A 5,550-nucleotide genomic window follows, 5' to 3' on the forward strand; every position below is an offset into this window, starting at 1 on the left:
ACCCCTCGAAGACGACGAGGTAGATAGGTTAGAGGTGGAAGTGCAGTAATGTACGTAGCTGACTAATACTAATAGGTCGAGGGCTTGACCTAAAGACAAGTTGATAGTAAAAAGTAAATATCAAACTGTCTAAGGTTATTAGGTGAATATTAGATGATTGTAATAAATACAGTGTGTAGTTTTGAATGTATAAAAGGAAAGGCCTATATAGCTGACGAAGTGTTAGTTATATAGGTCTTTTTGGACTTTCCTGGTTAACGTCTGATTAAAGCCAGATAGAAAAATAACCATATTTATGTACACCACTGCCATGATGTAATTTTCCTTTCCCATCAAGTTCTATAAATGCGTTTTCCATGTCACTAAGTATTGTTTCAGGTACATTTAGTTCATGGTGTGCCGGAAATACCTTTGTCACAGGTAAAGCAGCAACTCTTTTTACAGAAGCGAGGTATGCTACCGGATCTGTTGAAGGATAATATGCAAATAATGTTCCTATGTATATTAAATCACCGGTAAACAAGTATCCACGATTCTCCTCGTAAAAACACATATGGCCTGGAGAATGCCCAGGTGTATGTAATACCTGTATTTTTCGGCCGCCAATATCAATAATATCCTGATCTTTCAGTACTTTGGTGGGTATACCTTGAAAGAACTGATAATTATTCACATCGAAGCCCTCAGGTAAATCACAATCTTCAATCACAAAATCTTTAATCTGTTCCATAGTCAATGGAAATTCCCCATTTAGCCAGTTTATCTCTTCTTCATGTGCATAAAAATTGGGAAAATATTTATGACCACCTATATGATCCCAATGTATATGGGTTGCAACAGCAATTACAGGCTTGTCCGTAAGCTTTCCAACTTGCTCCTGTATGTTTTCTATACCCAGTCCGGTATCAATAAGCAGACTGTATCTTTCTCCCCTCAATAAATAGCAGTGAGTTTCTTCCCAATGCCGATATTCACTGATAATGTAAGTGTCTTTATCAATTTGCTCAACTGTAAACCAATCCTTCATCCTATTCCTCCCACTAATTAATATTTCCATTTAAAGCTAACTAGATTATAGCATTTATCGAACATACATTCAACTTATAAAGAAAAAAGATTTATTCTCCTTACAAGAAAATGCAATCTGGATCAGATGTCTTACATGTCATATTATAGTATGCATTCATTGAAAAGATGGATTGTAATTTGAAGATTTCAGATTATATTGGATGAATTAACCAATATGTGATACAATTAATAGGATAGGACAAAGGATTAAGGGAGAGTAGGAAAGTGAATATAAGGAAGATAGTAACAGCCTTAATAGTGATAAATATTATCCAATTTCTTATTGGAATTACTATATGGATAACGATTGGTATATATGGTGGTGGCATTAATAATATTTATGCTTATATATATGTTTTACTGATACTCTTAAGCAGTATCATTACCGTTATCAGTATATACAATGTTAATAGGCAGGGAAATGATAATATGGCAGAAACCATCAGAAATCTGGAAGAACTAAATACAAAATTGCGTGCCCAGCGGCATGATTATCTTAATCATTTTCAAGTAATCTATGGTCTTATGGAACTTCAGGAATATGAAGAAGCGATTAAATATTTAGAGCCTGTATTTAAAGACATTATGAAAGTAAGTAAAGCTTTAAAAACGGCTCAGCCTGCAGTAAATGCGCTGTTGCAGGTTAAAATGGAAGCTGCTGAGAATAAAAATATTGATTTTTTTCTTGATATTCGGACGGATTTAAAAAATATTCCCATGGAACCATGGAACCTGTGCATAGTACTGGCAAACATTATTGATAATAGTATTACTTGTCTGGCGGAAATTGAAAAGAAGAAAACCATATATATTGAAATGGATGAAAGTAAAAGCAATTATTCTTTTCAAATTATAAATAATGGCCCTCAAATTTCAGAAGATCAGTTAACGGATATTTTCAAACAAGGATTTACAACAAAGAAAGAACAAGGTCATGGTATGGGGTTATATATAGTTTCTAAAATCATAGAGGATGTAAATGGGACAATCAATGCTTCATCTAATAAGAAAGAAACAGGTTTTTATATACAAATACCTAAAGTAAACCATAATCGGGATAAAACCTTGATAGATTCTAAAAAGTTGTGACATTTCAGAACTGAAAATGTATAATTTGGAGAGTATCTCTTTTAATGTGGAGATATTCCTTGTAGAATAATTCTAAAGATTATAGGAAGGGGGCAGAACTCATGTTGGGAACTGTTGATTGGTTATTTATCATAGCGATTATTTTCTTTATTTCAGGATTTATTTTGATTGGAATAGAGATGATAGCACCAGGTATTTCAGTACCTGGAATTGCAGGAATGGCTTGTCTGATTATTGGTATCTTTCTAGCTGCAGATTCTATTGAAGAGGGAGTAACCATAACAATTATAATATTAGTTTTACTGGGAATAATGTTGGCCATAATATTGGGGGTGTTATCCAAAAGCAGACTAAAGCTGCCTATTATTTTGAAAGAAGAATTGAATAAAGAGAAAGGATATATAAGTTCCAGTGATTTGAATTATTTACTGGGTAAACGAGGTGTTGCAATATCAGATTTACGGCCCACAGGAACGGGAAGTTTTGATGGTATTGAATTAGATGTTATCTCGGAGGGTAAATACATTCTGAAAGGAACGCAACTGGTTATATATAAGGTTCAAGGTTCTAAGCTAATTGTTAAAATAGATGAAAACAGATTGTAAAAAATCATAGGAAAGAGGTAGGAGAATATGTCTGAAATGGTAGGTTTAATAGTTCTAATCGGAGTTATTGGGTTATTAGTTGTATTGTTTTTAAGCTTTGTACCGATTGGTCTCTGGATTTCTTCTCTGGCAGCAAATGTTAAAGTCAGTATTTTTAATTTAATCGGCATGCGGTTAAGACGTGTAGTACCATCTAAAGTTGTTTTACCATTGATTAAAGCTACAAAAGCCGGACTTAACTTAAGCGTAAATCAATTAGAAGCACACTATCTGGCTGGGGGTAATATTGATGGAGTGGTAAATGCAATAATTGCATCGGAAAGAGCTGGAATTGATCTTCCATTTGAAAAAGCGGCGGCTATTGATTTAGCAGGAAGAGATGTATTTGAAGCTGTTAGAATGAGTGTTAATCCTAAAGTAATTGAAACCCCTTGTGTATCGGCGGTTGCAAAAGACGGTATTGAATTACTTGTAAAAGCAAGAGTTACTGTAAGAGCAAACCTGGAACGTTTAGTGGGAGGTGCAGGAGAAGGTACTGTCCTGGCCAGAATTGGTGAAGGTATTGTTACAACTTGTGGTTCAGCAAGTTCTCACGCTGAGGTTCTGGAGAATCCGGATGATATTTCAAAAAGAATCCTGGATAAAGGGCTGGATTCCGGTACAGCTTTTGAAATTTTATCAATTGATATTGCTGATATCGATGTAGGAAGAAATATTGGAGCTCATTTACAAAGTGTTCAGGCAGAGGCGGATAAAAATATTGCACAAGCCAAAGCCGAAGAACGAAGAGCTATGGCGGTTGCAAAAGAGCAGGAGATGCGTGCTTACGTTGTAGAAGCTGAGGCAGAGGTACCTAAAGCACTGGCTCAAGCATTACGTGAGGGTAAAATGGGAGTTATGGATTATTATGATTTACAGAATATTAAAGCAGATACAAAAATGAGAGAGAAGATATCGGAAACAGGTAAGAAGTCAATTGTTGGAGAAAAAAATGAAACTATATAATGGCATTTAAGGCAGCACGAAGGGACATTATATTTGAATGGTTGAAAGAAAATATAAATAGAAAGGTTGCCGTGAATAGATTCTTTCAGCTTGACTGTTTGTGGCGGCACCGCATCTGCTTACAGATGTAATATGCGGTAGGTGTAAAAATGAAACGAATTCCTTTAAAACCAAGAGATATTCGGATACCGGATAATACAATAAAAGATAAAGATCAAACGTCAAAAAATGAAAATCGAACAGAGGATATTATAATTCAGGAAAAGAATGTAGATTACATTAATAGGAGTTTGCCTTCCACACAATTACAAGAAGCAATTATTTGGTCAGAGGTTTTAGGAAAACCAATCTGCAAACGTAGAAAGAGAAGTTACCATGGCTATTAAAGTGATTTTGATTGATGATGAAAGTGGAATTCGTATCTTGCTTCGTAAAATAATTGAACGTAATGAGGGTTTCGAGGTTGTAGGAGAAAGTGACAATTGCGAAGATGCTATTGCACTTTTTAATAAGACGAAAGCGGAAGTTGTTTTTCTGGATATCGAGATGAATGGAGCTAGTGGTTTGGATTGTGCTAAAGTAATAGCAGATCTGAATCCGAAAACTAAAATTATATTTGCAACTGCTCATTCTCAATATATGTCCGATGCTTTTGAACTATATGCTTACGATTATCTTGTGAAACCATTTAATGTGGATCGGGTAAATCAGACTCTTGACAGAATCAAATCTATGTCTGAAATAAGCTCTAGGGATCAATTTGTTAAAATAGTTAAGTATGAACGTGGGCTTGATAAATTACTGGTTAAAGGAAAAGAAAGTATGAGCTTTATAGACATTAAAGATATCATACTGGTTCAAAGAGAAAACAGCAGCACCGTTATATATACCAAACAAGATTCTTTTGTTACTTCATTAAGTATTAGTGACATTGAAATGAAGCTTGATTCAGAGCAGTTTTTACGAAGCCATAAGTCTTATTTAATAAATATTTCTCAAATTAAAAAAATTGAGCCTTATGGAAGATGGACTTATGTAGTTTCTTTTAAAGACATTAAAAAAGATGCACTAATAACAGCAGCAAAGTTTGAAGAGATAAAGAAAAGATACTCTTAGAATTATATTTAAAATAAGTTTTGTTAAAAGAAGATTTTCCGCAGGGTAAACTTACTTATGGGGAAAATCTCTTTTTAATTAGTAGGAAATTCTTCAAATCGAAAAAATAGTGCATAGTAGAGTAGAAATAATGGCATAACAAAGTACGAAAAGCGCTGCTTTGTCAGGATTTTGTTTTACATTAGATTCAGCATATATGAAATGGTATATATTGTATTAAAAATTTATACAATTTCTTGTTGACATTATTCTATAAGTGTAGTATCATTAGATTCGCTGCTAAAAACGGGGCAGCCATTAAAGAGAGGATAATGGAAATATCTAATCTCTGATATATGGTTAAGGTTTTATCTTTTATAGATAACATCTTGGTTTAAGTAGATCATAACAAAGAAGTATGAATTGAATATTAAATTAATACAATTTGTGATTGACTTATTATTAAAAATGTAGTATTATGAAACTCGCCTCTTACGAGAGGAAACCACAAAAGAGACATAAATTAAAAATTTAAAAAATGTCGAAAAAAGTGGTTGACATAATATGAACTATATGATATAATCTTTTCTTGTCGGCAGCGAAAGCGTTAAAATAAAAAATGACTCAATGCCGTTGAACATTGATAACTGAACAGTGAAACAACCCTGAAAATTCTAATAAAATTTTC

General features: G+C 33.6%; 6 protein-coding genes and 1 rRNA gene. 6 read left to right on the forward strand and 1 reads right to left on the reverse strand.

What is annotated here, in order from left to right; translation table 11 throughout:
• A 23S ribosomal RNA gene (locus RT261_RS20790) occupies positions 1 to 92 on the forward strand; the annotation flags it as partial.
• Between the two features lie 173 nt (positions 93 to 265).
• On the opposite strand, the gene RT261_RS20795 is transcribed toward RT261_RS20790, so the two are convergent.
• Positions 266 to 1,027, reverse strand: a complete 762-nt coding sequence (locus RT261_RS20795) for an MBL fold metallo-hydrolase (protein ID WP_313135080.1) — start codon at positions 1,025 to 1,027, stop codon at positions 266 to 268.
• Between the two features lie 266 nt (positions 1,028 to 1,293).
• Between RT261_RS20795 and RT261_RS20800 the strand changes: the two genes are divergently transcribed.
• From RT261_RS20800 to RT261_RS20820, 5 genes are all read left to right on the forward strand, one after another.
• The gene (locus RT261_RS20800; RefSeq protein WP_313135082.1) at positions 1,294 to 2,157 is read left to right on the forward strand and encodes a sensor histidine kinase; all 864 of its coding nucleotides are present in this window, start codon (positions 1,294 to 1,296) and stop codon (positions 2,155 to 2,157) included.
• 101 nt (positions 2,158 to 2,258) lie between these two features.
• Positions 2,259 to 2,762, forward strand: a complete 504-nt coding sequence (locus RT261_RS20805; RefSeq protein WP_313135083.1) for an NfeD family protein — start codon at positions 2,259 to 2,261, stop codon at positions 2,760 to 2,762.
• 27 nt (positions 2,763 to 2,789) lie between these two features.
• A complete protein-coding gene (floA, locus tag RT261_RS20810) occupies positions 2,790 to 3,767 on the forward strand; it encodes a flotillin-like protein FloA (protein ID WP_313135085.1) in 978 nt (325 codons plus the stop codon).
• Positions 3,768 to 3,916: 149 nt separating this feature from the next.
• Positions 3,917 to 4,153 (forward strand): hypothetical protein, encoded by a 237-nt coding sequence (locus RT261_RS20815; protein ID WP_313135086.1) that lies wholly within the window; start codon positions 3,917 to 3,919, stop codon positions 4,151 to 4,153.
• Complete coding sequence (locus RT261_RS20820; protein ID WP_313135088.1) at positions 4,143 to 4,883, forward strand: LytR/AlgR family response regulator transcription factor; 741 nt, start codon at positions 4,143 to 4,145, stop codon at positions 4,881 to 4,883. Before RT261_RS20815 ends, RT261_RS20820 begins: the two co-directional genes overlap by 11 nt.
• Positions 4,884 to 5,550: the final 667 nt, after the last annotated feature.

The organism is Anaerocolumna sp., from assembly GCF_032079385.1.
In the GTDB taxonomy this organism is placed as follows: domain Bacteria; phylum Bacillota; class Clostridia; order Lachnospirales; family Lachnospiraceae; genus Anaerocolumna.